Source organism: uncultured Arthrobacter sp. (genome assembly GCF_947495145.1).
Classification (GTDB): Bacteria; Actinomycetota; Actinomycetes; order Actinomycetales; family Micrococcaceae; genus Arthrobacter_D.
In genome coordinates this window covers 144,393-170,566 of record NZ_CANLXP010000003.1, presented here as the reverse complement: position 1 = coordinate 170,566, position 26,174 = coordinate 144,393, and the positions used below count along the sequence as shown (strand labels likewise).

The 26,174-nt window shown below is 63.7% G+C and carries 26 protein-coding genes, 4 tRNA genes and 1 riboswitch; of the genes, 14 read left to right on the top strand and 16 right to left on the bottom strand.

What is annotated here, in order from left to right:
- Positions 1-4: 4 nt before the first annotated feature.
- The 8 genes from Q0877_RS03595 to Q0877_RS03560 all read right to left on the bottom strand — a co-directional run bounded on the left by Q0877_RS03595 (position 5) and on the right by Q0877_RS03560 (position 8,592).
- The gene (locus Q0877_RS03595; RefSeq protein ID WP_299165756.1) at positions 5-901 is read right to left on the bottom strand and encodes a shikimate dehydrogenase; all 897 of its coding nucleotides are present in this window, start codon (positions 899-901) and stop codon (positions 5-7) included.
- Complete coding sequence (gene mltG, locus Q0877_RS03590) at positions 902-2,125, bottom strand: endolytic transglycosylase MltG (RefSeq protein WP_299165755.1); 1,224 nt, start codon at positions 2,123-2,125, stop codon at positions 902-904.
- Positions 2,122-2,700 (bottom strand): Holliday junction resolvase RuvX, encoded by a 579-nt coding sequence (ruvX, locus tag Q0877_RS03585; protein WP_299165754.1) that lies wholly within the window; start codon positions 2,698-2,700, stop codon positions 2,122-2,124. Before ruvX ends, mltG begins: the two co-directional genes overlap by 4 nt.
- Positions 2,701-2,717: 17 nt before the next feature.
- Complete coding sequence (alaS, locus tag Q0877_RS03580) at positions 2,718-5,396, bottom strand: alanine--tRNA ligase (protein WP_299165753.1); 2,679 nt, start codon at positions 5,394-5,396, stop codon at positions 2,718-2,720.
- A gap of 68 nt (positions 5,397-5,464) precedes the next feature.
- Positions 5,465-5,692 carry a hypothetical protein gene (locus Q0877_RS03575; RefSeq protein WP_299165752.1) on the bottom strand — a complete coding sequence of 76 codons (228 nt, stop codon included), beginning with the start codon at positions 5,690-5,692 and terminating at the stop codon, positions 5,465-5,467.
- Between the two features lie 48 nt (positions 5,693-5,740).
- The gene (locus Q0877_RS03570; protein ID WP_299165751.1) at positions 5,741-6,115 is read right to left on the bottom strand and encodes a DUF948 domain-containing protein; all 375 of its coding nucleotides are present in this window, start codon (positions 6,113-6,115) and stop codon (positions 5,741-5,743) included.
- Positions 6,116-6,267: 152 nt separating this feature from the next.
- The gene (gene rpsD, locus Q0877_RS03565; RefSeq protein WP_299165750.1) at positions 6,268-6,894 is read right to left on the bottom strand and encodes a 30S ribosomal protein S4; all 627 of its coding nucleotides are present in this window, start codon (positions 6,892-6,894) and stop codon (positions 6,268-6,270) included.
- Positions 6,895-7,125: 231 nt separating this feature from the next.
- Positions 7,126-8,592, bottom strand: a complete 1,467-nt coding sequence (locus Q0877_RS03560; RefSeq protein WP_299165749.1) for a replication-associated recombination protein A — start codon at positions 8,590-8,592, stop codon at positions 7,126-7,128.
- Positions 8,593-8,651: 59 nt separating this feature from the next.
- On the opposite strand from Q0877_RS03560, the gene Q0877_RS03555 reads away from it, so the two are divergent.
- Entirely contained in the window at positions 8,652-9,329 is a 678-nt protein-coding gene (locus Q0877_RS03555; protein ID WP_299165748.1) for an acVLRF1 family peptidyl-tRNA hydrolase, read from the top strand.
- Positions 9,330-9,354: 25 nt separating this feature from the next.
- Here Q0877_RS03555 and rpe read toward each other — a convergent pair whose 3' ends face one another.
- From rpe to Q0877_RS03530, 5 genes are all read right to left on the bottom strand, one after another.
- Positions 9,355-10,008 carry a ribulose-phosphate 3-epimerase gene (gene rpe / locus Q0877_RS03550; RefSeq protein ID WP_299165747.1) on the bottom strand — a complete coding sequence of 218 codons (654 nt, stop codon included), beginning with the start codon at positions 10,006-10,008 and terminating at the stop codon, positions 9,355-9,357.
- Positions 10,009-10,044: 36 nt separating this feature from the next.
- Positions 10,045-11,544, bottom strand: coding sequence for an RsmB/NOP family class I SAM-dependent RNA methyltransferase (locus tag Q0877_RS03545; RefSeq protein WP_299165746.1), 1,500 nt, complete (start codon positions 11,542-11,544; stop codon positions 10,045-10,047).
- Entirely contained in the window at positions 11,541-12,458 is a 918-nt protein-coding gene (fmt, locus tag Q0877_RS03540; RefSeq protein ID WP_299165745.1) for a methionyl-tRNA formyltransferase, read from the bottom strand. Before fmt ends, Q0877_RS03545 begins: the two co-directional genes overlap by 4 nt.
- Positions 12,455-13,063: a peptide deformylase gene (gene def, locus Q0877_RS03535; RefSeq protein WP_299165744.1), complete on the bottom strand. Its 609-nt coding sequence runs from the start codon at positions 13,061-13,063 to the stop codon at positions 12,455-12,457. The genes fmt and def overlap by 4 nt, the downstream gene beginning before the upstream one ends.
- Before the next feature lie 179 nt (positions 13,064-13,242).
- Positions 13,243-14,178, bottom strand: coding sequence for a cytochrome (locus Q0877_RS03530; RefSeq protein WP_299165743.1), 936 nt, complete (start codon positions 14,176-14,178; stop codon positions 13,243-13,245).
- 202 nt (positions 14,179-14,380) lie between these two features.
- Between Q0877_RS03530 and Q0877_RS03525 the strand changes: the two genes are divergently transcribed.
- The 4 genes from Q0877_RS03525 to Q0877_RS03510 all read left to right on the top strand — a co-directional run bounded on the left by Q0877_RS03525 (position 14,381) and on the right by Q0877_RS03510 (position 14,780).
- Positions 14,381-14,454, top strand: a tRNA-Gly gene (locus Q0877_RS03525).
- A 54-nt stretch (positions 14,455-14,508) separates the two neighbouring features.
- Positions 14,509-14,582 (top strand) — tRNA-Cys (locus Q0877_RS03520).
- A gap of 21 nt (positions 14,583-14,603) precedes the next feature.
- Positions 14,604-14,675: transfer RNA gene (locus Q0877_RS03515), tRNA-Val, on the top strand.
- A gap of 31 nt (positions 14,676-14,706) precedes the next feature.
- A tRNA-Gly gene (locus Q0877_RS03510) sits at positions 14,707-14,780 on the top strand.
- 82 nt (positions 14,781-14,862) lie between these two features.
- On the opposite strand, the gene Q0877_RS03505 is transcribed toward Q0877_RS03510, so the two are convergent.
- Together Q0877_RS03505 and zapE are read right to left on the bottom strand one after the other, a co-directional pair.
- On the bottom strand, positions 14,863-15,177 hold the full coding sequence (locus tag Q0877_RS03505; RefSeq protein WP_299165741.1) for a multidrug efflux SMR transporter: 315 nt from the start codon (positions 15,175-15,177) through the stop codon (positions 14,863-14,865).
- Positions 15,178-15,191: 14 nt separating this feature from the next.
- Positions 15,192-15,254, bottom strand: a riboswitch (guanidine-III (ykkC-III) riboswitch).
- Positions 15,255-15,656: 402 nt separating this feature from the next.
- On the bottom strand, positions 15,657-16,691 hold the full coding sequence (gene zapE / locus Q0877_RS03500; protein ID WP_299165740.1) for a cell division protein ZapE: 1,035 nt from the start codon (positions 16,689-16,691) through the stop codon (positions 15,657-15,659).
- A gap of 224 nt (positions 16,692-16,915) precedes the next feature.
- Here zapE and Q0877_RS03495 point away from each other — a divergent pair, with 224 nt between their 5' ends.
- Positions 16,916-17,827, top strand: a complete 912-nt coding sequence (locus tag Q0877_RS03495; protein ID WP_299165738.1) for a sulfurtransferase — start codon at positions 16,916-16,918, stop codon at positions 17,825-17,827.
- A gap of 61 nt (positions 17,828-17,888) precedes the next feature.
- Positions 17,889-18,335 (top strand): SufE family protein, encoded by a 447-nt coding sequence (locus Q0877_RS03490; protein WP_299165737.1) that lies wholly within the window; start codon positions 17,889-17,891, stop codon positions 18,333-18,335.
- Here the strand turns inward: Q0877_RS03490 and Q0877_RS03485 are convergent.
- Positions 18,321-19,562: a S9 family peptidase gene (locus Q0877_RS03485; protein ID WP_299165736.1), complete on the bottom strand. Its 1,242-nt coding sequence runs from the start codon at positions 19,560-19,562 to the stop codon at positions 18,321-18,323. The two genes, Q0877_RS03490 and Q0877_RS03485, sit on opposite strands and share 15 nt — an antisense overlap.
- 115 nt (positions 19,563-19,677) lie before the next feature.
- Between Q0877_RS03485 and Q0877_RS03480 the strand changes: the two genes are divergently transcribed.
- The 7 genes from Q0877_RS03480 to Q0877_RS03450 all read left to right on the top strand — a co-directional run bounded on the left by Q0877_RS03480 (position 19,678) and on the right by Q0877_RS03450 (position 26,113).
- Positions 19,678-20,166, top strand: coding sequence for a hypothetical protein (locus tag Q0877_RS03480; protein WP_299165735.1), 489 nt, complete (start codon positions 19,678-19,680; stop codon positions 20,164-20,166).
- A 14-nt stretch (positions 20,167-20,180) separates the two neighbouring features.
- Complete coding sequence (gene msrB, locus Q0877_RS03475) at positions 20,181-20,615, top strand: peptide-methionine (R)-S-oxide reductase MsrB (RefSeq protein WP_299165734.1); 435 nt, start codon at positions 20,181-20,183, stop codon at positions 20,613-20,615.
- Positions 20,616-20,809: 194 nt separating this feature from the next.
- Positions 20,810-22,174, top strand: coding sequence for a DUF6421 family protein (locus Q0877_RS03470; protein ID WP_299165892.1), 1,365 nt, complete (start codon positions 20,810-20,812; stop codon positions 22,172-22,174).
- A complete protein-coding gene (locus Q0877_RS03465; protein ID WP_299165732.1) occupies positions 22,171-22,893 on the top strand; it encodes an SDR family oxidoreductase in 723 nt (240 codons plus the stop codon). Before Q0877_RS03470 ends, Q0877_RS03465 begins: the two co-directional genes overlap by 4 nt.
- Before the next feature lie 37 nt (positions 22,894-22,930).
- On the top strand, positions 22,931-24,004 hold the full coding sequence (locus Q0877_RS03460; protein WP_299165731.1) for a low specificity L-threonine aldolase: 1,074 nt from the start codon (positions 22,931-22,933) through the stop codon (positions 24,002-24,004).
- Positions 24,005-24,091: 87 nt separating this feature from the next.
- The gene (locus Q0877_RS03455) at positions 24,092-24,733 is read left to right on the top strand and encodes a DUF3000 domain-containing protein (protein ID WP_299165730.1); all 642 of its coding nucleotides are present in this window, start codon (positions 24,092-24,094) and stop codon (positions 24,731-24,733) included.
- An 84-nt stretch (positions 24,734-24,817) separates the two neighbouring features.
- Complete coding sequence (locus Q0877_RS03450; RefSeq protein WP_299165729.1) at positions 24,818-26,113, top strand: ribonuclease D; 1,296 nt, start codon at positions 24,818-24,820, stop codon at positions 26,111-26,113.
- The last annotated feature ends 61 nt before the right edge of the window (positions 26,114-26,174 follow it).

The following is a 26,174-nucleotide window of genomic DNA, read 5'->3' as shown; positions in this document are numbered from 1 at the left end:
ACGGCTAGCGCCGGGGAGCCCCTACGGCGTCACACATCACATTTATGACAGCAGACTCGTCGTGGAAGACGCCGCCGGCAAAGAGCTTCACCTGCGCAACGGCCTGATAGAGCAGCATCTCAAGACCGGGAACAATCACGCCGCCGCGCAAGGACCAGGCTTCGGCGAGGGCGCTGGGCCACGGGTCGTAGGCTACGTCGAGAAGCACCCGCTTCCCGTGTTGCCCCGGCTCTACAGCGAACGACGGCGCGTGGTTCAGTGCAGCGGCCAACTCATCCGCTCCATGGGGCGGCAGCGTGGAGATGACCAGCTCAGATGTGCTGCAGAGTTCTGCAGCAGCAGTGAACCCGCTGAGGTGCACTGCCATGCCGAACCGGCTGCCCAGTGCAGCCAGCGGCTCAGCCTTGAGTGGTGACCTGACGCAAATGTCTACCTGCTCGACTCCCATTCGAGCCAACGCGGCAACTGCCGCTGCGGCCGTTCCGCCGCCGCCGAGCACTAGGGCCCGCTCCGGAGAACCTGCACCTGCGTGCTCGACGGCACGGATGATCCCCTCGACGTCGGTGTTGTAGCCGATCAAACGTCGTCGCGAGCCTGCGCCGGCAGCAAGTACGGTGTTGATCACGCCCAGTTCAGCGACGTCGGGACCGACCTCATCCATGTACGTCAACACGGCAGCCTTATGCGGCATGGTGACTGAGAGGCCGCGCCACTCAGGCACAGTACGAAGCTCAGCCAGCAGATCATCCAGGGCGCCGGGCGCGGCGTCGATGGCCGTGTAACTGCAGTCAAACCCCAGGTAGGCGTACGCCGCGCCATGCAGCGCGGGTGATTTGGAATGCGCTATGGGATGACCAATGACGCCGGCCCTGAACGGGGCCGGCGTCCGGTCGGGGACCACCTATTCACACCTTCCGGCGTTGTCTGCGCACCATTCCTGATATTCCTGGACGTACCGGGCGTGTTCGGCGAGGGTTTCGGAGAACTTGGTCTCGCCGGTATCGAGGTTGACGGTCACCCAGTAGAAGTAGGGAACATCGGCCGGGTTGACTGCCGCCTCGATTGCCTCGGCGCTCGGGGAGCCGATGGGGCCGACAGGCAAACCAGGATTCGCGTAGGTGTTGTACGGGTTCGAAGTATCAGCCTTTTCCTCTGGCGTCAGGTTGTAGCTCTTGCGGTCGAGCCCGTAGGTCACAGTTGCATCGGACTGGATCAGGCCGTTTGTCTCGGTGTTGTCCGGACCGAGCCTGTTCAAGATCGCTCCGGCAACCTGCGCGTAATCCGCCTGACCTGCTTCGGCCTGCACGATGCTCGCAATGGTGAGGATGCGGTACTGCTCAGCCGGATCGGTCACACCAGCGTCTTCGAGAGCCGCCTTGGTGTTGTCGACCATCTGCTGAATCACCTCAGTGGCCGTGACATCAAGATCGAAGCGGTACTCACCCGGATAGAGATAACCCTCCAGGCTGGGTGACTGTTCAGGAATGCCGAACTGCGTTGGATCCTCGGCTAATGCCTCAAATTCTTCGCGCGGAATTCCTGTCGATTCGGCCAGGACGTCGAACACTTCGTTCTGTCTCAGGTCACGGGCGACGGCGGCGTAATACACCTTGGAATCCGCGTCAGCCAGCAGCGCTTTGGCTGCTTCCTCCGAGCTCATCTGGTACTTCATCTCGTAGTCACCGGGCTGGATTACTCTTCCGTCCGCGACGGCTGCGAACGCATTGAGGAATTCGTCCGAACTGGCAACGATGTCCTGCTGTTCGAGGCCGTTGCCTACGACCAGTGCCCCCGCACCGGCTTCAACCGTAAACGTAACCGATCCGGTTCCCGGCCCTGCGTAATCCGTGACTTCACCAACGCCAATGAGGTTCCGAAGGAACATGGCGGCAGCAACCACTACACCGACGAAACCGAGCACAACGATCAACATGATGATCGTCCTGCGTCTGCGCTGCCGCTGCCGCGCTTTCGAGGGCCGCCGGTTGCGGCGGGATGGAAGGTCCGCCTCGAAAAACTGCTCCACTGGTTCAGGATGTCCGGGGTGGTGTTCCTCGAAGTAGTCGTCCGGGTGCTGCTCAGCTCCGTGATCGGCTGCCGGGAAAGGAGGATGGCGATGACTCATTGCTCCTCTTTCCTCCCACTGTAAGTTTGCGAAATGTCTAACTCCTCGGATGAGGCCGACGGCGGTTGGTCGAAACTTTGCCGCCGATGCTGAACGACCGGCTCCCCCACATCCCGCTCGAGCTTGCGTTGCATATCGATGGCATGTTGGAGGATCTCCACGGCTGCCACCTGATCTACCACCTTACGGTGTTCCCGACTGTTCAAGCCAGCCTGCCGCAGCGACCTATGGGCTGAAACAGACGTAAGTCGCTCGTCAATCAGCCGCACGGGCACATCCAGTCCTGCAACTGACAACTCGTCCGCAAGTAGCGCGGCGTAGTCCCGTGCCATGGCCGTGGACGCCGATTCAGTTCCGCTCAGGTTACGGGGCAAGCCAACAAATACTTCAACGGCTGCCAGCTCCTCAATGTTCCGGAGCAGCAGGCGCAGGTCCCGATTCTTCCGGGTGTCACGGTTCAGTGTGCGGACCGGGGTCGCGATCAACCCGTCCCTGTCACTGGCCGCAACCCCCACGCGCACCATGCCGACGTCGACGCCGATCTTGACGCCGCGAGGGTATTCTCCGGATGCCACGGTGGGAGAAGCTCCTGCTACCGGCCCGCTACGGCGGCGCGGATGGACTCCAGCGCCGTCGGAACCTTCGCCGGATCGGATCCGCCGCCCTGAGCCATGTCGTCCTTGCCGCCGCCACCGCCGCCGAGAATGCCTGCCGCGGTGCGCACCAGCGCACCCGCCTTGACCCCTGCTGCGCGGGCTTCGTCGTTGGTAACGACGAGAACTACCGGGCGGTCCTTGCTCACTCCCGCCACAGCAACCACCGAGGCGCCCGAAGCGAGCCGCCCCCGCAGGTCAAGGGCCAGATTGCGGAGGTCATCAGCGCTGCCGACAGTGCCGGCGTCGTGAGTGATCAACCGGATGCCATCAATGTCCACGGCCGTATTGAGGAGGGCAGCAGCAGCGTTCGACAGCTGTTCCTTCCGCAAACGCTCGAGTTCCTTCTCGGCCGTCTTGAGCCGGTTCAGGGTTGCGCCGAGGCGTTCGGGCAACTGCGGGGACGGCACCTTCAGCATCTCCGACAACTCGGTGACGAGCGCGCGCTCAGCAGCAGCGTGCCGGAACGCGTCCATGCCGACAAGGGCTTCGACGCGGCGGTTGCCGGATCCCACGGACTGATCGCCGAGAAGCGTGAGGGTACCGATCAGCGACGTCGACTCGACGTGGGTGCCGCCGCACAGCTCCCGGGACCACTCACCATCAATTTCCACGACGCGCACCCGGTCCCCGTAAGCCTCTCCGAAGAGCGCCGTGGCACCGAGGGCCTTGGCTTCATCGAGGCCCATGACCTTCGTTTCGACGGTGTGGTTGCTGCGGATGGCGAGATTCGAGACTTCCTCGATTTCCGACCTGGCCGCTGAACTGATGCCCTCGCCCCAGGAGAAATCGAACCGCAGGTAGCCCGCCTTGTTGAACGAACCGCGCTGGAGAGCTTCAGGGCCGAGGACCTGATGAAGGGCGGCATGGACAATGTGCGTTCCCGAGTGCGCCTGCTCCCCGGCGGAACGGCGCTGCCGGTCGACGGCAGCGGTCACCGGGGAATCCTGGGTTATTTCCCCCTCGCGCACCAGAGCGCGGTGGACGCTGAGTCCCTTGATCGGCCTCTGGACATCGGTCACCTCGACAGTGAACCCGTTCCCGGTGATCAATCCGACGTCGGCCGCTTGTCCGCCTGCTTCCGCGTAGAAGGGAGTGCGGTCAAGGATCAGCTCGATCTCCTCGCCCTGGCGGGCTGCGGGAACGGCTGCACCGTTGCTGATGATGCCGCGCACCACAGCCTCGCTGGTCAACTCGTCATAACCGGTGAAGAGGGTTTCGCCCGTCGCCAGGAGCTCGTTGAACACCGTCATGTCGGCGTGCCCGGCCTTCTTGCCGCGCGCGTCCGCCTGGGCCCGCTGGCGCTGCTCGAGCATCAACGCCCGGAACCCCTCTGCGTCTACTTTCACGCCGGCTTCCTCAGCCATCTCGAGCGTGAGGTCGATGGGGAATCCGTAAGTATCGTGCAGGCTGAACGCGTCTTCGCCGGACAGGTTCCGGCCCGCGCTCTTCGACTCGCGGACGGCTTCCCCGAGGCGGGCAGTTCCGGATGCGATGGTGCGCAGGAACGCCTTCTCTTCCGCGTAAGCAATGCGGCTGATGCGCTCGAAATCCTGCTCCACCTCGGGGTAGACGCCCTTCATGGCGTCCCGCGAAACCGGGAGGAGATCGGGAAGGCACGCCCTTTCAACCCCCAGCAGGCGCATGGCGCGCACGGCGCGGCGGATCAGCCGACGCAGGACATAGCCCCGGCCTTCGTTGGACGGCGTCACGCCGTCAGTGATGAGCATCAGCGCCGAGCGGACGTGGTCGGCGACGACGCGCATGCGCACGTCGTCCTGGTGGTGCGGATCCTCATCGGACTCCGCGCTGGTGTATTCGCGGCCTGACAGCTCAGCGGCCTTGTCCAGGACGGGGCGGACCTGGTCGGTCTCATACATGTTCTCGACGCCCTGCAGCACCATCGCCAGGCGCTCCAGGCCGAGTCCGGTGTCGATGTTCTTCTTCGGAAGCTCACCGGCGATGTCGAAATCTTCCTTGCTGCGCACGGCCGAAAGCCGGTACTGCATGAACACGAGGTTCCAGATCTCGATGTAGCGGTCTTCGTCAGCCTCCGGTCCGCCGTCCTTACCGTATTCGGGCCCACGGTCGTAGAAGATCTCGGAGCAGGGACCGCCGGGTCCCGGCTGGCCGGTATTCCAGTAGTTGTCATTCTTGCCCATCTTCTGAATGCGTTCGGCCGGGAAGCCAACCTCGTCGCGCCAGATAGCCAAAGCTTCGTCGTCGTCCTGGTACACCGTGACCCACAGCCGTTCCGCGGCCAGCCCGAACCCGCCGTCCTCCAGGCTGGAGGTCAGGAGCTCCCAGGCCATGCGGATGGCGTTCTGCTTGAAGTAGTCGCCGAAGGAAAAGTTTCCGCACATCTGGAAAAAGGTGCCGTGCCGCGCGGTTTTGCCCACTTCTTCGATATCGGCCGTCCGGATGCACTTCTGGATGCTCGTGGCCCGGCTGTACGGCGGCACCTCGCGTGCAGTCAGGTACGGAATGAACGGAACCATGCCGGCGACGGTGAACAGCAGCGACGGGTCGCTGGACACCAGGGAGGCCGACGGCACTCGGGTGTGCCCCTGGCCTTCGAAGTAGTCAAGCCAGCGACGGGCGATCTCTTGGGACTTCATGGGGTTCCTTCGGTGTTGCGCGCGGACAGTGCGCAGCGGCGATGTTGGGTGGAATACGCGATCGGGGCTTAGGAGCGGCGCTCGGAATCGATACCGAGGGCGGTGCGCAAATCTGTCTCGCGCTCCTGCATCCCCTGACGGAACACGTCGGCGAAGTCCGCGACGCTGTCCGTCAGCTGCGCGACCGCCCGGCTCAGTCCCTCAGGACCGACCGCCGACTTCATCGCAGATACTTTACGTACCGCTACGACACCGATGGCGGCTCCTGCCGCAAGCCAGAAAACCCTCTTGATCATCAAGAATTCCTCGTCTGTTGTGCGTCCGTCTTGTGGATCGGCAATGAATCAGCGACTACGACGGCGGGAAGCCGGCTTACGCCTTGAGGCGAGTGCGTTGCGCACGCCGTAGGAGAAGGCTGCCACCTTAATCAGCGGGGATCCGACCGTCGCGGCGAACAGCGAAGACAGCGCGGAAATGTTTGCGGAAGCATCAGAGACGTTGGAGGTGATTCCGTCAACGTTCTTCAACTGTTGGTGGGTTGTGGACACGGTGCTCGTGACCTCGTCGATGAGCGGCGTAGTGCCCTCACTGACCGAGCGGATGGCCTGGCGGAGTTCATCGAAGACCTTGCCCAGCTTCCACACCGGAATAGCCAGTAAAGCGACCAGGACTGCAAAGACTCCGGCGGCAATCAGCCCGGCGATATCTCCACCTGACATTCGTGAACAACTCCTTAGCCTTGGCGCATGGCGGACGAGTGCCCGCGATTCCCCTATGTACCTTACCTACTCAAGAGCCCGCGGCGTGCGCCGCGGGCTCTTGAGTAGGTGATGTTCAGTTGTGCTGCTGAAACGCCGAAATCGGCGCTGGATCAGCGGGCGTAGTATTCCACCACAAGCTGCTCTTCGCAGGTCACGGGGACCTCTGAGCGCTTGGGGCGGCGCACCAGGCGTGCCTGGAGCTTCTCAAGCTGTACGTCGAGGTACCCGGGAACAGCCGGGAGCACGTCGCGGTGTGCGCCTGCAGCGGCAACCTGCAGCGGAACCATGGTTTCGCTGCGGTTGTGCACGTGGATGAGCTGGCCTTCGCTGACGCGGAAGGACGGGCGGTCAACGCGGGCGCCGTCAACCATGATGTGGCGGTGAACCACGAGCTGGCGGGCCTGGGCGATGGTGCGCGCGAATCCGGCACGAAGCACGAGTGCGTCGAGACGCATTTCGAGCAGCTCAATCAGGTTTTCACCGGTCAGGCCGGCGGTACGGCGGGCTTCTTCGAAGACGCGGGTCATCTGGGCTTCGCGGATACCGTACTGGGCGCGCAGACGCTGCTTCTCGCGCAGGCGTACGGCGTAGTCGCTGTCCTGCTTGCGGCGGGAACGGCCGTGCTGACCGGGTGCGTACGGGCGACGCTCGAGGTACTTCTCAGCCTTGGGAGTAAGAGCAATGCCGAGGGCACGCGAAATGCGAACCTTGCGGCGGGCACGTGTGTTGTTAGCCACGTTTACCTTTCACTGTTTTGCGGCGAAGCAGTTCACAGCGGCGATCAGCCTGTGAACTCTTTCTAGTGTCGCTGGCCTCCACGTTCGGAGAGCCGGAAGGGGCCGCTTTCCGGTACTACAGTCCGCGGGTCCTCACTGTGCCACTGCCTTCCCTTGGCCGAATACATCGGACATGGGCGGCGGGCATGAATGAGCCGCGACTTGCCAGTCAACGCACTATCCTAGCAGTGCTTAGCTCTTCCGGATAATGGCGCGAAGCTTTTCGAGCCGCGCGGCGACTGTCCGTTCGGCCCCCCGGTCGGTGGGACGGTAGTAGTCGGTGCCCACAAGGTCATCCGGTGCGTACTGTTGGCCGGCGATTCCGTGCGGTTCATCGTGCGAATAGACGTACCCTTTTCCGTGCCCCAGTTGCCGGGCGCCGGGATAGTGCGCATCACGGAGATGCGCGGGTATGCCCTGCCCCTTGCCTGCCCGCACATCGGCAATGGCGCGATTGATTCCGTTGTAGGCCGCATTGGACTTCGGCGACGTGGCAATGTGCACCACTGCCTCCGCGAGGATGATGCGGCCCTCCGGCATGCCGATCAGTTGGACCGCCTGTGCCGCTGCAACTGCCGTCTGCAGCGCAGTGGGGTCTGCCATGCCAACATCTTCCGCGGCCGAGATCATCAGTCTGCGCGCCACAAAGCGGGGATCTTCACCGGATTCGAGCATCCGGGCCAGATAATGCAGTGCCGCATCGACATCGGAGCCGCGTAGTGACTTGATGAACGCGCTGACCACGTCATAGTGCTGGTCTCCAGCGCGGTCGTAGCGCAAGGCAGCGACGTCAACGGCTTTCTCTGCGTGCTGCAGGGTGATGCGTACTGGTCCAGGCTGGGCTCCGTCGCTGCCCGGCGCTATACCCTCTTCCTCGTCCCCATCCTCGACCGCTGCCGGTTCCGACAGTGCAGAGTGTGCAACGCCGGCAGCGGCCTCTAGCGCAGTCAGTCCCCGGCGGGCGTCCCCGGCGGCGAGCCGAACCAGGTGCGCCAGCGCATCCTCGTCGAGCACGACCTCTCCCCCCAGGCCGCGCGGGTCCGCCACCGCGCGCGCCAGCAGCGAAGCGATGTCCTGTTCGGTGAGCGGCTGCAATGTCTGCAGGAGAGAACGCGACAGCAGCGGGGACACCACCGAAAAGGACGGGTTCTCCGTGGTGGCAGCAATGAGCACCACCCAACCGTTCTCAACGCCCGGCAAGAGTGCATCCTGCTGCGCCTTATTGAACCGGTGGATCTCATCAAGGAACAACACCGTGGTAATGCGGTGAAGGTCGCGGTTGGACAGCGCTTCGTCCATCACCCGGCGGACGTCCTTGACGCCTGCGGTTATTGCGGACAGTTCCACAAACTTGCGGCCCGGGCCCCGTGCGATGACGTGGGCCAGGGTTGTTTTTCCTGTTCCCGGTGGGCCCCAGAGGATGACGGACGTCGGAGCACCTGTCCGAACGGCAGGCTCACCCCCGGCCAGGGTCCGCAGCGGCGAACCCACTCCCAGGAGGTGCTGCTGCCCGACCACTTCGTCAACCGTCCGCGGACGCATGCGCACCGGCAGTGGGCTGCGGGGCCGGTTCCGCTCCGTTCCCGGGGCAGTAGCCGGATCGTCATGCCCATCGGAGTCGTCATGCCCATCGGAGTCAAGGCTGAATAGGTCGTTCACAGTGCCAAGGCTACTGTGAACCTCTGACACTCAATGCCCAGGGCCGGGAGGAAAGCACAGTGCAGGACAACCGGTCGGTACTTGTCCCGCCAGAGCGCCTTGCGGGCTGGGTGCAGCGCTTCGGCGACCGCAACGGAGCCTTTTCCGCAGAGCAGCCGGCCGGCGCACCCGGCGTCCTCATCCTGCGGGCAGCAAATGGCTGCACGGCCGAGATCACAACTCCCCTCGCTGCTTTCGGCCAGCATCAAACTGCCGGCGAATCGGTGTCCTGCGAGCCCCGACGCGCGGTGAAGGAGTTGATTCGGCAGGCCTCCGTTCCCGTAACCGTGGGGCTGCTCCTGATCCGGCGCGGCGGATATGGCGTCGGCCTTGCCAGGAAAGGCACGCTCATCGCCTCGAAGAACGGCACGCGCTATGTCCAGTCCCGAACGGCAGCAGGTGGCTGGTCGCAGCAGCGGTTCGCCCGGCGAAGGGCGAATCAGGCGGACGCGCTGGTCGAAACGGCGGCCGAGAGGGCGGCGGCTCTGTTTGCCGAGCGGGCCCCGGACTGCCTGCAGCCCGGCGGGGACGCCAAGCTGTTCTCGGAATGCGTGGCGCACGTCAAACTGGCGCCCTATCGCGTGCTCCCCCGTCTGCCGCTCCTGCCGGTCCCTGACCCGCGCCAGAACGTGCTGCGCCAGGCGGCGGCCGACGCTCGCGCTCTGCGAATCAGCCTCACCGGTATACCCGCAGGGTAGCTGCAGCCCACCTCGTGGGCCTGATTCAGGACGCTGCCCGCCGGAGGGCGGTAATGGCCGCAGTGGGATCGTCGGCGCCGTAGACGGAAGACCCTGCAACGAACACAGTTGCGCCGGCCTCGGCTGCACGGACAATAGTTTCCTCGGTGATACCGCCGTCAACCTGGATGGCGACGGGAAGATCAGCGCCGCGGACAGCTTCTGCTGCCCGCCGAATCTTCGGGAGCATCACGTCAAGGAAGGACTGCCCGCCGAACCCCGGCTCTACGGTCATGATCAGCAGCATGTCCAGCTCGCCGAGCATGTCCAGATAAGGCTCGACGGCGGTGACAGGACGAAGAGCCATGCCCGCCCGCGCGCCACCTGAGCGCAGTTCGCGGGCCAAACGGATGGGGGCCTGAGCCGCTTCTGCATGGAACGTCACGGAGGCGACGCCCACAGCTGCGTACTCGGGCGCCCAGCGGTCGGCGTCGTCAATCATCAGGTGCACGTCCAGCGGTACGGGGCTCACCGCCTGAATGCGCTTCACCACAGGCAGCCCCAGCGTCAGGTTGGGAACGAAGCTGTTGTCCATCACGTCCACATGCACCGAGTCCGCCGAGGAGATGCGGTCCAGTTCGGACTGCAGGTTGACGAAGTCGGCGGACAGGATGCTCGGGTGGATACAGCAGGATCTCATGGACAACCTTTCATTGGGATGGCATTTTGGAAAACGCTAATCCGCCGCCCGGCGGATCAAAGCGAGGAACATTGCATCGGTGCCGTGAACGTGCGGCCACAGCTGTGCCGTCAGATCATGGCCGGCATTAAGGGAACCTGTCTTGCTCACCGAGTCGAGAACAGGGCCGGCGTCGATCAGCGAGAACCCTTCCCTGCCTCGCAGTGCATCCTGTACGACGGCGGTCGTTTCGGCGGGGTGCGGGGAACAGGTCACATACGCCACCACGCCTCCCGGGCGCAACGTGTCGAGCGCCTCCGAAAGCAGGGCGCGCTGGAGCGGCCCCAATTCTGCAAGGTCCGAGGGCTTGCGGCGCCATCTGGCCTCGGGGCGACGGCGAAGTGCACCGAGACCTGTGCACGGTGCGTCGACGAGGATGCGGTCAAACCCGTTCGGGTAGGCGCTCCCGATGGTGCGGCCGTCGCCCACCCGCACGCCCCAGACTGCCGGGTCCACCGCAGCAAGCGCCTGCCGGACCAGCGCTGCCCGATGTTCTGCTGGTTCGTTCGCCACGAGGCTGTGTCCACGCTGTGCTGCGATCGCGGCCAGCAGCGCCGCTTTGCCGCCGGGGCCCGCACATAGATCGAGCCATTGCTCACCGCCTTGTGCCGGACCGTCGAGCTCAACGGCCGCCAGCGCCCGTGCAACCAGCTGAGACCCGGCATCCTGCACCCTGACCCTGCCGGACCGGACGGATTCAAGCCGGCCGACGTCTCCAGCAGCGAACAATGCCGACCCCTCCACCAGCTCTCCTGGACGGGCTCCGGCCTCGATGGCTTCGTCCAGGGTCCCGAGACCCGGCAGCGCTACCAGATTGACGGTCGGCGCAGCATTGTCCGCCTCAAGCAGGTCATCAATCTCGGTTACCGGCCGCCCATGACCCACCAGACTCTGCCGCATGGTGCGCACAATCCATTCCGGGTGACTGTGCCGCAGCGAACTGACACGAATCGGATCCTCGACGCCCGCTGTCAACACCTCCAGCCACTCGACGAAGGAGCGGCGCGAAGCTTTCCTGAGCACCGCGTTGATGAGTGCGGAAGGTCCGGCGCCGATTACGGCTCGAGCAAGACCGACTGTTTGATCGAGCGCGGCGTGAGGCGGCACCCGCATTGCCATCAACTGGTGAACGCCGAGGCGCAGCGCGTCGAGGATAGCCGGATCAAGCTGCTCGAGCGGGCGGTCGACGCACCGCGCGAGGATGGCATCGTAGGTGCCTTGTCCGCGGAGCGCGCCGTAAGCCAGTTCGGTTGCAAAACCCGCGTCCTGACGGCCGAGTCGGTGCTTGCGGATACTGGTCGGCAGGACCAGGTTTGCGTAGGCGTCGTCGGCAGCAACCGCCCGAAGGACTTCGAAGGCGACCAGGCGGGCAGGATCCGCTCGCCGCGTCCGCTCTCCCGGCGCCGTAGCGGAGAATTTGCGGGTACCGGATCTGTTGCGCTCACGCCCCCGCTCGTTGCGCCGGCTTGATTCTCCCGGGCGATGTTCAGGCGTCATTCGAACACCAAATCCTCTCGGCGTGCGCCCCGGAACCACTCCGGGGCCGCGAGCATAGTGCGGCCGGCGGGCTGAACTTCAGTCAGTTGCACGGCATGTGAACCTGTCCCGACGAGCACCGCTCCCTCTCTTCCGACAAGTGCGCCCGGGGGTATCTCCAGAAGCTCGGGGCGAAGCTTTACGGTCCCGAGCTTCATGCGCTGCCCTCCAAGGATGGTCCATGCCCCGGGTTCCGGTGTTACGCCGCTGATCCGACGCTTGATGGCCAATGCCGGGTCAGTCCAACGAATTCTTCCGTCCGTGCTGGAAAGTTTCGGAGCCAGGGACACCTCACCCCGCTGCGGAACAGGGACAGCGCGCCCCTGCTCGAGCGCGGAGAAGGTTTGGGAAAGGAGGGCCGCACCGCTTTCAGAGAGGCGTTCGAGGAGCGCACCGCTTGTGTCCTCCTGGCGGACGGTCTCTGTCAGGGTTCCGAAAACCGGGCCGGTGTCCAGCCCTTCCTCGAGGAGGAAGGTCGATGCGCCAGTGATGTCGTCGCCGTTGATCAGCGCGTGCTGGACCGGCGCAGCTCCCCGCCATGCCGGCAGAAGCGAAAAATGCAGGTTGATCCAGCCGAACCGGGGCAGCTGGAGGGCAGCGGGCGGGACAAGACCGCCGTAGGCGACGATCGCAGCCGCGTCGAGGTCCAGCGCCGCCAGGCGAGCGATCACCGGCTGATCGATACGGTTTGCCTTGATGACTTGCAGTCCGGCATCGGCTGCTGCCTGTGCAACCGGGCTCGGTGTAAGCACTTTCTTCCGCCCGACAGGAGCATCTTCGCGGGTAAGGACGGCGACTACGCTATGTCCGGCGCGGCGAAGCTCGCTCAGCGACGGCACTGCTACCTGCGGCGTACCGGCAAACAACAGCCTCATGCGCCCGTTTCCCCGTGTTTCCCGTGCTCCCGGACGTGCTTTGTCAAGGAAGCGCCGATGCCGAATGCCGATCCAACCTTCGTCGAGCGCTTGGTAAGGGTTTCTGTAGTCAGGTCGCTGTACCGGGCGTGCCGAATTGCGCGCATGGCTGCACGGCGGTCCTCTCCCTCGAGCCGATCGATGTAGAGACGTCCGTTCAGGTGGTCTGTCTCATGCTGGAAGCAGCGAGCGAGCATCCCCGTGGCGTCGAGATGCACGGGATGACCCGCGACATCAAAACCCCGAAGCACCACCTCATCAGCGCGCGGAAGCGCGAAGCCGATCCCCGGGACGGAGAGACAGCCCTCGGAATCCCCGGTTTGGAGACCACCTGAAACGATCAGCTCCGGATTGACTACATGCCCCTCATCGCCGTCCATTGCGTAGGTGAAAACCCGCAGCCCTACCCCAACCTGCGGAGCGGCGAGACCTACGCCGTTGACGCTGTGCATGGTTTCGGCCATGTCATGCACCAGCCGCGCCAGATCCGGACCGTACTCGGTCACCTTCGCCGCGGGCGTCCGCAGTACGGGATCACCGATCATCCTGATACTCAGAACCGCCATCCGGTTGTGCGTCCTCACCTGTTGGTCTTGGAAAATTGCGCCTTGGAAATCCGGCTGATGCCCGACTTCCCCCGAGAGCTGCAGCGCGGGTGGCAGCTTTCAGGATGCTTGGTCAATTGTAGGACGGGCCGGACGCCTCAGCGGTCGTCGAGTACACGCCTGCTCGGCTCGGGACTGGGTTATCCGCGGTTGGCGTCCGCGGGCAGGCGCGGAGCGTCGTCCGGAGCCGCCGAGCTTGCCGCCCGGGAGGCGGCAGGCTCGTCATCATCCGCGCGCGGCGGCGGCGGCACCGCCAGCAGGGGGCGACCGGCGTCGGCTGCATTGCCACCCGCTTCCCACGCGCGGCGGAGGGCACAGAACTTATGCCAATGCTCCTTGAGGACTTCCGGATTGGCTCGATGCGCACGCACCTCGGTCTGGCCGATAGCCACGCCGAGCAGGATGGGATTGTCTGAGTACTTCCACGGTTCCCAGGTACCGGCATGCGGGTCGACCAGCGACTCCTGAGCCTTCATACCGGCTACCAGCTGCATGACTACCTTCTCATCAAGCGGTTTCACCATCCCGTCGCGGTCCGTGGCACGGGTCTTGAAATCGAGAATGCAGAGCCGCCCGCCGATTGTCGCCACGAGATCAAGGGTGCCCGCATAGCCGAGTTCGGCATTCCAGACCGTGATCTCGGGGGCGATCGGTTTCACCTGATAGAGGTCCCACCATTCGTCGAAGCGGGCAGCAAAGGCCTCCTCACCCTGCTGGGCGAGGTCTGTGCGCGCCTCATCGAGCCGGTGCGACCGCCCGAGGTCACGTAACGCCACCTGCTCGCAGTAGTAATGAACCCGCGTTCCGCGCCGCGCGGCATCATTCCGGTATCGCTCGGCTGCTTTCGAAGCGTCCTTGATCACAGCTCGCATCTCGCTTGCATTGCCAAGCGAGGAGGCAAGACGCGGGTCCTGTGCGACGGCGCTGGCAGCCATATACCCGAACCAACCGTCCAGCGAAGAGTTCTGCGCCTGCGAAATCACGGTGGTGATCGAAGGAACCAGTGGTGGCTCCGAAACGGATCTGGAATACATGCGCCCGCGCTCTGTGGAACGGGCAAGGAGCGGCTCGGTCATGGTTTAAGTGTGTCATCCCCGTCTGACAGTTCGGCACCGGCGACCTAATGAGCGCGGTATACCGCATGAATGCGGGCTCCCGAACGAGGCGCTCCGACGATCCCCCAATTGGACGAACCCCTGTTCCTCCGATATTGTTTTTACTCGTTGGAAAGACGCCGAGCCGGTGGTACACGCTCACTGGAACACGGCGATTTTCTCTGCGGACGTAGCTCAGCTGGCTAGAGCACCACCTTGCCAAGGTGGATGTCGCGGGTTCGAATCCCGTCGTCCGCTCGCAAGTCACTGTATTCGCCGGCTTCAGTCGGTGATCCTGCTTCGGTGGGTCATGGTGGGGTGGCCGAGAGGCGAGGCAGCGGCCTGCAAAGCCGTATACGCGGGTTCGAATCCCGTCCCCACCTCCATACGGTGATATTGCAAGACCTGGGCGATTGGCGCAGCGGTAGCGCGCTTCCCTGACACGGAAGAGGTCACTGGTTCGATCCCAGTATCGCCCACGCAAGGCGCCTCCATGGGAGGCGCCTTTTCGCGGACGTAGCTCAGCTGGCTAGAGCACCACCTTGCCAAGGTGGATGTCGCGGGTTCGAATCCCGTCGTCCGCTCTCAGCTGCCAAAGCGACAGGCTCCGCCCCTGAAGGGACGGAGCCTGTTCTTTCTTCCTCGCGACCCACGCCGGCGCTTCGCTTAGTGCAGCACTTTCAGCCCGATGACGCATCCCACTATTCCGAGCACCAGCAGGACCTTCAGCACGGATGCTGCCTCACCGTCGAAAAGCATGGCATAGGTGACGGTCAGCGCGGCTCCGATCCCTACCCATACGGCATACGACGTTCCGGTGGGTAATGTCCGCATGGCCCAGGCGAGACCTGCCATGCTCAGCACCAATCCAACGCCGAACACCACCGTGGGCCAGAGTTTGGTGAATCCCTCGGACTTCCCGAGTGCTGTAGCCCACACGGCCTCGAGCACTCCGGACACAACCAGCACTATCCACGCCATGGTCGATTGCTCCTCCAGCGCCGTCTTGTCGCTCGCCGGGTACGGCGCACCTCGTCCGGGTGCCAGCTTGGCCCGCCTAGGCTTTCACACTGCTTAGCCGGCGGCAAGGTGAATCACGCTCAGGGCGAAAGCTCAAACCCTTGGCCGACGGATGTCGGTTCCCTATGATTGTTGGTGCGGTGGAACAACGGGTTCCACAGGAAAGAAGGGAGGTGCCTGTGTCTGTATCAGACGGGCTCAAAGGCAGGGCTGGAGAGTTGAAGGACAAGGCAGCAGGAATGGGCATCAACGCGGGAAAGATCGTTTCCGTGTAGCCCAAGGGCCTCCTCGATGGTCGATTCGTTGACAGTCAGGACGGCAACTTGCCGCCCGCTCCTCAGCCTTTCGGCCCGCACAGCCTTTAGCACGACAAGGAGGCGCCGACCCTGCCGAGAGGCAGCGTCGGCGCCTTTGTTGTGCTGCCCGCTGCGGCCGCGGGTTCAGGCCGGCGATTCGGATCCCTGACGGGCAAGCGCCGTCAGGCGCGAAACTGCGCGGTAGTACTTCTTCATGTGCCCGCCCGTCATCATTTCCTCTGTGAAGAGGTCGCTCAGCGGAGCACCGCTGGCCAGGATCGGCACATCCCGGTCATAGAGTCGGTCGGCCAGTACAACGAACCGCAAGGCGACAGCCTGTTCCGTGATGGTTTGAACCTCGTGCCACGCAACGGCGTCGATGCCGTCGATGAGCTGCCGGTATCGGCTCGGGTGGACGCCGGCCAGGTGCTTCACGAGGTCACCGAAGTGGTCTTCGGCCACGGTGACGTCGTCCGGAAAATGTCGGGCCTGTCGGCGCACCTGCTGCTCCGACAGGGGCGCCGGAGCAGCAGGCAGCCCGCGATGCCGGTAGTCCTCGCCGTCAATGCGGATGACATCGAACTGGTCCGCGAGAACCTGTATCTCCCGCTGGAAATCGACAGCTGCGAACCTGCCCTCCCCGAGCGAGCCGGGAAGCGTGTTGGAGGTGGCGGCAAGCTTGACACCGGCGTCGGCGAGTTCCCGCATGAGCCGCGACATCAGCACGGTATCGCCCGGGTCGTCCAACTCGAACTCGTCGATGCAGACGAGTTGATAGGTGCTCAAGGCCTCGACCGTATGCCTGAAGGACAGGGCGCCCACAAGGTTTGTGTACTCAACGAAGGTGCCGAAGGCTTTTTTTCCGGAGGTAGCGTGCCAGAGTGAGGCAAGCAGGTGCGTCTTGCCGACACCGAAGCCGCCGTCCATGTAGACGCCTGCCCTGCCCTGTTCCCGCTTCCCGCCGAAAAACCTGCGAAGCCCGCTCGGCTCGGGCGTGTTGACGGTGGAGGCAAAGGCACGAAGCTCCTTCACCGCCGCGGCCTGCGAAGGCTGCTGCGGATCGGGGCGGTAGGAATCGAACGAGACAGTCCCGAAACGCTGCGACGGGAAAAAACCGTCCAGCAGTTCGTCCACCGAAACCCGGGGCGATCGTTGGGTCAGATGCTCAATGGTTGCCACAGATGGTTGCGTCTTTCGTCGGCGATCGAGGGAGCAGGCCCTCAGCAGGCGTGCTAGGAAAGGATACGCCAGCGCCCCTGTCCTCCCGCACCGCATCATCGGCTCTGCAGGGCCACTTCGAGAATCAATATGGCGTTGCGTGACCTGGCCCGGAAGCAATCGCCAGTGCCCGTGGTTACGCTAGACAGGAAAGAGTAATTGTCTATGCAGGAAGGCTCCAACGGATGAGCGTTGCAACAGATTCCAACGAGAAGTTCGCCCAGTATGCCCACCCCGAGCGCCTGGTATCCACGCAGTGGCTTGGAGACAATCTGGGTACGCCCGGGCTCGTGGTTGTCGAGTCTGACGAGGACGTTCTTCTTCACGAGACAGGGCACATCGAAGGCGCCGTCAAGATCGACTGGCACACGGACCTGAATGATGAGGTCACTCGCGACTATGTCGACGGTGAAGGATTTGCCCGCCTCATGGAAGCCAAGGGCATCTCACGCGACACCACGGTGGTGATTTATGGCGACAAGTCGAACTGGTGGGCGGCCTACGCACTCTGGGTTTTCACCCTGTTCGGACACGAGGACGTTCGGCTGCTCGATGGTGGCCGCGATAAGTGGATTGCCGAGGGCCGTCCGCTCACCACCGACGCGCCGCTTCCCGACGTAACCGAATACCCGGTGGTCGAACGCAATGACGCTCCCATCCGTGCCTACCTGACGGATGTTCTCGATCACTTCGGGAATCCGCTGATCGATGTCCGCTCCGCTGATGAGTACACCGGTGCGCGCACGCACATGCCCGCCTACCCGGAAGAAGGAGCGCTGCGCGGAGGGCACATTCCGTCGGCGGTTTCGGTGCCGTGGGCCCGCGCGGCAGCTGAGGATGGCACTTTCCGGACCCGGGAAGAACTCGACGCGATCTACCGCGGCGAGGCAGGATTGAGTGAGGGGGACGACGTCGTTGCCTACTGCCGCATCGGTGAACGTTCCAGCCATACCTGGTTTGTTCTGCAGCACCTGCTGGGCTTTGAGAATGTGCGCAACTACGACGGCTCCTGGACCGAATGGGGCAATGTAGTAAGGGTACCGATTGTGAAAGGCGCAGAACCCGGCATTGCACCGGTGCCGGCCGGACGCCGCTAGGCACCTCCAGCATGAAGAAGCCGCCCCGGGCACCCGCCCGGGGCAAGTGTGAGGAATGACAGTGGAGACAACAGAATTACCCGAACAGCTCGCCGAAATTGTGGACGATTTCCAGGCTCTGTCTGAACCGGACCGGCTTCAGCTCCTCCTCGAGTTTTCACGGGGGCTGCCTCCACTGCCGGAGCATCTCCTGGATCATCCGGAACTGCTCGAGCAGGTCGTCGAGTGCCAGAGCCCGCTGTTCCTCACGGTTGACATTGCCGACGACGCCGCGAAGTCTGTGTCCCTCTTCTTCTCGGCGCCTCCCGAAGCTCCCACTACGCGCGGATTTGCCGGGGTTCTTCAGGAAGGCCTGGACGGGCTGCCCGCAGCACAGATCCTCGCCGTGCCCGACGACGTACCCGAACGCCTCGGCCTCACCCGCGCGATCACTCCGCTCCGCATGCGCGGCATGGCTGCAATGCTCGGGCGGATCAAGCGCAAGATTCGGGAATCAGGGGCCGCTTAGTAGGCGCTTCGGCTCCACGCGATCGAAGACCTTGAGCCGGAGCCAGTCGGCGGTAACACTATGCCAGCGCTCAGGATCCACATTCCATTCCTTCGTATGCCGTGCGCGGTAGAACCGCTCGAAGGTAACGAAAACAGGATTGCGTTCAGCCAATTCGGCGGATGGTCCCACCGGAACAAATTCGTCGTCCTCGCTGTGAAGGATCAGGACGGGAACAGTCAATTGGTCGGCCCGTGTTACCCAGTCCATGCTCTTGAGGTCCACCGGAGTGGACAGTCCGGTCACAAGACGCCCGAAACTATTTGAGATGAGCCACTGCCCCAGCCTGCCGGCCGGTGCAGGAATGCGATTCAGCTCTGCCTGGTGGGTAAGAACGTCCATCCAGTCGATAACCGGACCGTCGAGCACCAGCGCCCGGATCTTCGTGCGATACCGGGACGAGTCTGCCGCCTGCAGGCAGATCGCACCTCCCATCGACCAGCCGAACAGCACTACATCGTGTGCTCCGGATCTGAACGCGTACTCCATCGCCGCTTCGATGTCCTGCCATTCGGTCATGCCCAGCCCGTACCTGCCGTCGGCAGCGAAGGGTGCCTCGCCATCGTTCCGATAGGACACCAGCAAGCTGGTCATCCCGACTTCCCGGGCCGTGCGCACTGCCCGCAACCCCTCAGAGCGCTGCACTCCCCTGCCATGAACCATGATCGCCCAGGTGGCAGAGGGCGATTCCGCGCGCACCAGCCAGGCAGGGGCGGTACCGCCGGCAACCGGTACGTCAACGGGTTCATCGGCGAAGCCAAGGGCCGAGGGAATGGGGTAGACGGCGCCGCTCCACCAGCCACGGACCGCCGAGCGGAGATCCCCCGAGTAGACGGTCTCCACCGTGCGCTGCACGGTTCCCTCCCTGGGAACGAACGAACGGATCGAGCCGATTCGTGCGTGCCCGCGGCCCTCGTCAAAGTAGAGACTGTAGATGCCTTCGACAGTCGTGTCCTCATTCGCCGGCAGGATTACCTCCATGCCTTCACCTGTCTGGACCACCGCCAGGATTTCGAGGTTCTCTTCACGTTTCCGCGGCGTGACCACCTCTTTCGCGAAGTGGGCAGCCAAAGCCGATGTGGCGCCCGCGATCACTGAACTGGCGGCCGCGCCGGCCCCGAGGCCGAGTGCTGCCCAACGAAACCATGACTGACGGTCCGCAACGGCCGGTGGAGAGCTGAGAGGCATGATCCCATTCTTGCCCACGCAAGCGGTAGCGAAGCGAACGGTCAGGCGCCCTGGAGTGTCGTTCGCCTGTCTAGGTGCCAGACGTGCCGGGGTTCAGAGGGTCTAGGGTTGGCACATGGAGGAAACGATCGTTGTACTTGCTGAGGTACCGCTGACTGACGCGGATGCCGCTCATCTGTCCGCCCTTGTTGACGGCGGGAACTCGACGTACACGGTGGTGATACCGGAAGACCGCCACACCAACGTGCTCGGGGAATTCCTCCACCACCTGAGCCTGCTGGAATTCACCGAGGCTTTTCAGGGACTTTCCCACCGCCCGAGCGATGAGGAAGTCCGGGTTTCTGCCGACCAGGCCCTGCAAAGCTCGCTCGATGCCTTGAGAGGGGCCGGCCTAAAAGCCGATGGCCTCACTGCCCCGGGCAGCGCCGTCGACATGATGGTCAACACCGTGAGGGAACGCGGCGCACGGCAGGCGGTGGTGATCACTCGTCCCCATGCGGTAGCTGACACCCTTCACAGAGATTGGGCCAATCGCGCACAGGACAAGCTGGGGATCCCGGTACTGCACTTGTATTCGGGTTCGGGATTTATCGGCGACTCCTAGGCGTTGAAGCAATCATGAGCACACCAGAATCGGCATCGCAGATCGACAAAACTCCTATTGAGAAGACTGACGAGGAATGGCGTCGGGAACTGACGCCCGAAGAGTACTACGTGCTGCGCCAGTCAGGCACGGAGCGGCCTTTCACCGGTGAGTACCATGACACCCACGCGAAGGGTATGTACCAGTGCCGGGCGTGCGGGCACGAGCTGTTCACCAGCAACGAGAAGTTCGATTCGCACTGCGGATGGCCTTCTTTCTGGGCGCCGCTGGCCGAAGACAGGGTGCGGTACATCAAGGACCGCACACTCGGCATGGAACGGGTCGAGGTTCGTTGCGCCCGCTGCGATTCCCACCTCGGTCATGTCTTCGAGGGCGAGGGTTATGGCACTCCGACCGATCAGCGCTACTGCATCAACTCGGTATCCATGAGGCTTGTCCCGAAGGACTGAAGCCCACCGCTTCCCGCTCCTGCGTTCCGGTGAGGAACCATCAAGACTGCTGGTCCTAGCCATCCCTGGCTCTGGATCTGAGCATTAGGATCGCTTAAGAAGTGGTCCTCTGAGGATCAGAAGTGCTGTCCTGTTGTTACGCTCGCCTCAAGAGACAACCCACACCACCTTGAGGAGGAATCGTGACTCAGACCCTGGACGCCGATCAGCGCCGGACATGCACCGATTATCCCGGGAAGCTTCCCGGATGGACGGCACTCAAAACCGCGGCGGGCGCACTGCAGGCGCTTCAGGCGAAGGACGGATCGGTCGCCGACCCTGACGAGGTTGGTTCAGCAGGTGCCCACGTTGACACCATCGTCCGGTCAATCCGCGAACTTGCTCCCCTCTTTCCGCATGATGCCGAATACCACGAAGCACTTATCCGGAATTTCCAGCAGTGGAAGACTGCAGGCATGGGAGTGCCGGATTTCCTCGATTCCCTTACGGCGTTTCAACCGCAGCGCGATCGCGTCGATGGGCGGCGCCACCTTGTCGTCTTCCCGATGTACACGCAGAACGGCAGTACCAACCGCTTCGTCGAAGCAGTGCTGATCGAAGTCTTGTGGCCCGACTTCATTGCTGAGCTTGAGGCCGGGGACTACTCGAACAAGCTATTCGTTCCCATCCGGTTCCTCGACTTCACTCCGGGCTACGACACAAACTCCGCCGTATTGTTCCCGGAGACCGTCGCGGTACGACAGACGCCGCAGTTCACCTGGGGAGCGATCTTTGCTGACCGCGAAGCGGCCCGCTTCCGTCGTGTCGTCACCGCAGCGGCGGAGATCACACGCCTTGAACTCCCGGACGAAGCCCGGGAACTTGTCGAGGATCAGCAGTTGGCCGAAGAAACCTTCGTCATGTGGGACCTCATTCATGACCGCACCCACATGCGCGGCGACCTCCCCTTCGACCCCTTCATGATCAAGCAGCGCATGCCGTACTTCCTTTACTCACTCGAAGAACTGCGGTGCGACCTCACCGCTTTCCGTGAGTCGGTGCGAATAGCGGCCGACGACGACGCTTCCGACGACGCTCGCCGGCATGCCCGCCTTGTTCAGTACGCGGTCATCTTCGACCGCATCTTCCGCTTCGCGATCACCGGCAGCCGCGTCCGCAATTACGACGGCCTCGGCGGGCAGCTGCTCTTCGCATGGCTTCACCAGAACCATGTCCTGCACTGGACCGACACGACACTCTCCATCGACTGGGAAGAAGTTCCCGGCGTCGTCATTGCGCTCGGCGAGAAGATCCAACAGCTTTACTGGCGGTCAATCGACCGGCCGAAGATCGCTCACTGGCTTGCAGCCTACGAGTTGGTCTCGGAAACGGTGACCCCCCATCCTGCGTCAACCTGGGCCAAGGGTCCGGACGCCCTCCCGCTCGACGGTCCGCCGCGCGGGCTCACCGACGCAGTGCTCGATGACGAATTTCCGTTGTCGATGTTCTTCGAGGCATTGGACAAGAAGATGAAGGCCGTCATCGAATCGACCGCGGGTATCACCGGAGCCACTGCATGAGCGGATCCCCGGGGCTTTCGGGCCTGAACGTGCTTGTCGCGGGAGCCACAAGCCAGGCGGGCATTGCGGCTGCCGAGGCCTTCAGCTCGGCCGGCGCGCGAGTCATCGCAATCGGGTCGAACTCCGGACGCCTCGAAAGCTCCCTCGGGCATCTTCAGTCGGTGGAGCGTCGAACCTGCGATCTCACGGATTTTGCTGCCGTCCAGGCCCTGTCCCGGGAACTGCGCGCCGGTGGGACGAACGTGGATGGCCTGATCCATCTTGTGGGCGGCTGGCGTGGCGGCTCGGGAGTAGCGGAGCAGTCAGACGAGGACTATGACTTCCTCCACCGCTCCGTTCTCACCACCCTCCGCAACACTACGAGGGCCTTCGTCGGCGATCTGAGCCGGTCCCCGCGCGGCAGGATCGCAATCGTCTCGTCGAAGGCGGTGGATGAGCCTGCCGCCGGCAGCGCATCCTATGCCGCAATCAAGGCTGCAGCTGAAACCTGGGTGCGCGCGGTCGCGCAGGAATTCAACAAGACACCGGACGGGCAGGCACGTGCTGCAGCTTCCGTAGTTGTGGTCAAGGCGCTCCTCGATGAGAAGATGCGTGCCGAAAGCCCTGAACGACGGTTCCCGGGCTATACGCACGTTCGCGACCTTGCCGTGATGATGACCGGTCTCTTCGAGCGCGATGCGGCCACCATCAACGGCCAGCGGCTTGACCTCACTTCCTGACACCTTCCTTGGGATTTTGATACGAGATACTGGACCAGTGACTGACACCATTTCCGCACCTGCCCGTCTCCACGATCCCCATGTCCGCGGTTTCGCGTCGGACAACTATTCGGGCGTCCACCCCGAAGTTCTTGCTGCGCTGGCCGCCGCCAATGAGGGCCACCAGGTCGCCTATGGCGAGGACGTGTACACCCATCGGCTTTCGGAGCTGATGCAGGAGCATTTCGGGGAGGAGACCAGGGCGTACCCCGTGTTCAATGGAACCGGCGCCAACGTACTCGGCCTCCAGTCGCTTCTGCCCCGCTGGGGTGCGGTCATCTGTGCCAAGACCGCGCACATCAATGTGGACGAGAACGGTGCTCCGGAGCGGATCGGCGGGATGAAGCTTCTGGCTGTGCCCACACCTGACGGAAAGCTGACCCCCGAGCTCATCGATCAGGAGGCCTGGGGCTGGGGCGATGAGCACCGGGCACAACCACTTGCCGTGTCGATTACGCAGACCACTGAATTGGGGACGCTCTACACTCCGGAGGAGATCCGCGCGATCGCCGACCACGTGCATGCCCGGGGTATGCACCTCCATATGGACGGAGCCCGTATCGCCAATGCAGCGGCTGCGCTCGACGTTCCGCTGCGTGCGTTTACCCGCGACGCCGGCGTGGACATCCTCTCTTTCGGGGGAACCAAGAACGGGCTCATGTTCGGTGAATGCGTGGTTGTCCTGAACCCTGCTGCCGCTACGGGCCTGGACTACCTCCGGAAGATGAACATGCAGCTCGCATCCAAGATGCGGTTCGTTTCCGCGCAGCTGGTGGCACTGCTTGAGGACGGCCTGTGGCTGCGCTCGGCGACGCATGCCAACGCGATGGCCGCCCGGCTCACCGCGGCCGTATCAGAAATCGAGGGAGTTCGGCTCACGCAGCCAACGGCAGCGAACGCGGTTTTCGCCATCCTCCCCCGTGGTGCGGCCGACCGTGTGCGCGAACAGTTCCGGTTTTACGACTGGGACCAGGCAACCGGAGAAGTGCGGTGGATGTGTACCTTCGACACGACTCCCGAGGACGTCGACGCGTTTGCGGAAGCTATCCGGCGCGAGGTCGGAGCCTCCTGATCCAGCCCTCGCGCCTGCACAGTACCGCAATGCCCGGCTATACGGCGTGGCTGCCCGGTCCAGGGGTCGGTTGGGGTTTAACCTGCGATGGTGAGTGCAATTGGTGACCTCTCGCAGGTTCCCCCTGAATTTCTGGATGCCCTGGCCGGCCTGCGGCAGGCCCGGTCCCGTGCTGAGCTTCGCCTCGACGAAATCCCGGCTCCCTCCCGGCTTGCGCCGTACGCAGTAGCGCTTGGAGCCGAAGTCCTGCAGGGCGCCCAGCCCGGCCCTCTTCCTCTTCATGGCCCTGCACGCGCGGCGTTTCAGCAGGACCACTCCGAGGAGCTCGCCACCGGCCGGTTCATACTTCTGTATGATCCGGAGGGCTCCGAAGTGTGGGACGGCACGTTTCGCATAGTGACGTACATCAGGGCGCAACTTGAGCCGGACATGGGCAACGACGCCCTCCTCGGATCCGTAGCGTGGACCTGGCTGGTCGAAGCGCTGCACAACCACGATGCCGGGTATAGGTCTGCAGGCGGCACGGCAACACGCATCCTGTCCGAAAGCTACGGCTCACTTGCCGACCGCGTGGACACCATCGATATCGAACTGCGCGCATCCTGGACCCCTGATTCCGACAGCGTCCAGAAGCATCTGGAGGCCTGGGGGGACATGGTCTGTACCTTCGCCGGCCTGCCACCGCTTCCAGAGGGTGTTGCGGCTCTGCCGAACCGACGCCGGAATTAGCGCCATCGCTTCCAGCCGCCGCTCTTCGCGCACGCGCCGCAACCAGCCGGACGTGCCGGACCGCCCGGTTAGACTGGCATCATCATGACAGTGCACTCAGAGCCTGAAAGCCGCACCGCAATCGACGGCGCACCCTCTCAAGGCTCTACCGTTGCCCTTCCGCTCCTTGACGAACCACGGGACGGGGTTCCCTTCGTCATCGACACGCCCGCCGGACTGGAGCGGGCCGCCCGTGCACTCGCGGCCGGGACGGGACCGGCCGGAGTAGATGCTGAACGGGCCTCCGGTTTCCGGTACGGACAGCGGGCGTTCCTTGTACAGATCCGACGCGAGGGCGCGGGAACGTGGCTGATCGATCCCGAGCCCTTCCCGGACCTCCGCATCATCAACGAAGCCCTGTCGGGAGTTGAATGGATCCTGCACGCGGCCACGCAGGATTTACCGTGCCTGTCGGAACTCGGGATGTGGCCGGACAAACTGTTCGACACCGAGCTCGGTGCCCGGATCGCCGGATTCCCTCGTGTCGGGCTGGCCGCTGTCATAGAACACCTGCTTGGTTTCACCCTCGCGAAGGAACATTCCGCAGCGGACTGGTCGCAGCGACCCCTGCCTGAACCCTGGCTCCGGTACGCAGCCCTCGATGTAGAGGTGTTGGTGGAGCTCCGCAACCGTTTGGCTGAAGTGCTTGATGTGGACGGCAAGCTCCGGTTCGCCGAGGAGGAGTTCGAGTACATCCGATCCAGCCCGCCCGCGGCCCCGAAATCCGACCCATGGCGGCGAACATCCGGCGTCCACCAGATTCGCGACCGGCGGCAACTGGCCGCTGTCCGCGAACTGTGGCAGGAGCGGGAGTCGCTGGCGCAGAAGCGCGACGTCGCTCCCGGCCGCCTGATTCCCGATGCCGCAATTGTGGCGGCGTCAACAGCAATGCCCCAGACGGTTCCCCAGCTGCTGTCCGTCAACGGATTTCATGGCAGGGCGGCGCAGCGTGAGGCGCCACGGTGGCTTCGCTGCATTTCGGAGGCGCGGGCAACCCGGAATCTGCCCGAACTCCAGTTACCCACCAACGCGCCGCCGCCGCCCCGCGTCTGGCCGGAGAAGGATCCTGCGGCGGCCGCACGGCTACAGACCGCGAAGCCTCGAATTGCCGCAGTGGCCGAGAAGCTCAACACGCCGATGGAGAACCTCCTGACCCCCGACTATCTGCGTCGACTGGCTTGGCGGCCGCCGGCACCGATCGACCTGGATTCAATTTCTGCAGCGCTGGCCGGCCTCGGTGCCCGCCGCTGGCAGATCGAGCACGTGGCAGCGGTACTCACGGTCGCGTTCCTCGACCCGGATCCGCTGCAGCCCAAGCAGCAGAAGCAGCCACCGCAATAAAACGCCCGGCCTGTTGCGCCCTCATGTTACTGGCGAGTAACATGAGGGCCGAATCCGAATA

Coding starts and splice junctions, on each gene's coding strand:
- mltG (WP_299165755.1), bottom strand. CDS start 2,125: ATGAGTCATCGCCATCCTCCTTTCCCGGCAGCCGATCACGGAGCTGAG.
- alaS (WP_299165753.1), bottom strand. CDS start 5,396: ATGAAGTCCCAAGAGATCGCCCGTCGCTGGCTTGACTACTTCGAAGGC.
- Q0877_RS03575 (WP_299165752.1), bottom strand. CDS start 5,692: ATGATCAAGAGGGTTTTCTGGCTTGCGGCAGGAGCCGCCATCGGTGTC.
- Q0877_RS03570 (WP_299165751.1), bottom strand. CDS start 6,115: ATGTCAGGTGGAGATATCGCCGGGCTGATTGCCGCCGGAGTCTTTGCA.
- rpe (WP_299165747.1), bottom strand. CDS start 10,008: ATGAGATCCTGCTGTATCCACCCGAGCATCCTGTCCGCCGACTTCGTC.
- Q0877_RS03545 (WP_299165746.1), bottom strand. CDS start 11,544: ATGACGCCTGAACATCGCCCGGGAGAATCAAGCCGGCGCAACGAGCGG.
- fmt (WP_299165745.1), bottom strand. CDS start 12,458: ATGAGGCTGTTGTTTGCCGGTACGCCGCAGGTAGCAGTGCCGTCGCTG.
- def (WP_299165744.1), bottom strand. CDS start 13,063: ATGGCGGTTCTGAGTATCAGGATGATCGGTGATCCCGTACTGCGGACG.
- Q0877_RS03530 (WP_299165743.1), bottom strand. CDS start 14,178: ATGACCGAGCCGCTCCTTGCCCGTTCCACAGAGCGCGGGCGCATGTAT.
- Q0877_RS03505 (WP_299165741.1), bottom strand. CDS start 15,177: ATGGCGTGGATAGTGCTGGTTGTGTCCGGAGTGCTCGAGGCCGTGTGG.
- Q0877_RS03495 (WP_299165738.1), top strand. CDS start 16,916: ATGAGCGTTGCAACAGATTCCAACGAGAAGTTCGCCCAGTATGCCCAC.
- Q0877_RS03485 (WP_299165736.1), bottom strand. CDS start 19,562: ATGCCTCTCAGCTCTCCACCGGCCGTTGCGGACCGTCAGTCATGGTTT.
- Q0877_RS03480 (WP_299165735.1), top strand. CDS start 19,678: ATGGAGGAAACGATCGTTGTACTTGCTGAGGTACCGCTGACTGACGCG.
- msrB (WP_299165734.1), top strand. CDS start 20,181: ATGAGCACACCAGAATCGGCATCGCAGATCGACAAAACTCCTATTGAG.
- Q0877_RS03465 (WP_299165732.1), top strand. CDS start 22,171: ATGAGCGGATCCCCGGGGCTTTCGGGCCTGAACGTGCTTGTCGCGGGA.
- Q0877_RS03455 (WP_299165730.1), top strand. CDS start 24,092: ATGGTGAGTGCAATTGGTGACCTCTCGCAGGTTCCCCCTGAATTTCTG.
- Q0877_RS03450 (WP_299165729.1), top strand. CDS start 24,818: ATGACAGTGCACTCAGAGCCTGAAAGCCGCACCGCAATCGACGGCGCA.